General features: G+C 56.5%; 1 protein-coding gene and 1 pseudogene. Both read right to left on the bottom strand.

What is annotated here, in order from left to right; genetic code table 11:
* Window positions 1–369 (bottom strand): annotated as a pseudogene (gatB, locus tag QQJ79_RS15940) (Asp-tRNA(Asn)/Glu-tRNA(Gln) amidotransferase subunit GatB); the annotation flags it as partial.
* 1 nt (window position 370) lies between these two features.
* On the bottom strand, window positions 371–554 hold a 184-nt coding region (locus tag QQJ79_RS15935), incomplete at its 5' end, for an amidase family protein (protein ID WP_284223921.1).

Below are 554 nucleotides of genomic sequence, written 5' to 3'. Positions count from 1 at the left end.
GGTTTCCCCATCCTTCAGATCGATGGTGATCACCCCTTCGCCAACGATCGGCTGCAGGAACTGGCTGATCTGATAGCCTTGCGGCAGGTCGGCATAGAAGTAGTTCTTCCGATCGAACACGGAATGCTTGTTGATCTTCGCCTTCAGGCCCAGCCCGGTGCGAACCGCCTGCTCAACAGCCTTTTCGTTGATGACCGGCAGCATGCCTGGCATGGCCGCATCCACAAACGAGACCTGCGAGTTCTGCTCGGCACCATATTCGGTTGCAGAACCGGAAAACAGCTTGGATTTGGATGTCACCTGGGCATGGACTTCCATACCGATGACAACTTCCCAATCGACTGTTGCGCCTTGAATAATCATTCCCATGTTATCCTCTCCACCAATCGGAAGGTTTGGCGGTAAATTCCGCAGCCTCTTCAAGAACACCTGCGGTTCTGATCACTGTTTCCTCGTCAAACGGGCGGCCCAGCAACTGCAGGCCAAGCGGCAGTCCGTCCCCGGACAGACCCGCCGGAAGCGAAATCCCCGGAAGACCGGCCAGACTTGCCGGT

This window comes from Brevundimonas denitrificans, assembly GCF_030160755.1.
GTDB classification, from domain to species: Bacteria; Pseudomonadota; Alphaproteobacteria; order Caulobacterales; family Caulobacteraceae; genus Brevundimonas; species Brevundimonas denitrificans.
The sequence above is the reverse complement of the archived record's forward strand: the minus strand, read 5'-3'. Positions and strand labels throughout refer to the sequence as shown.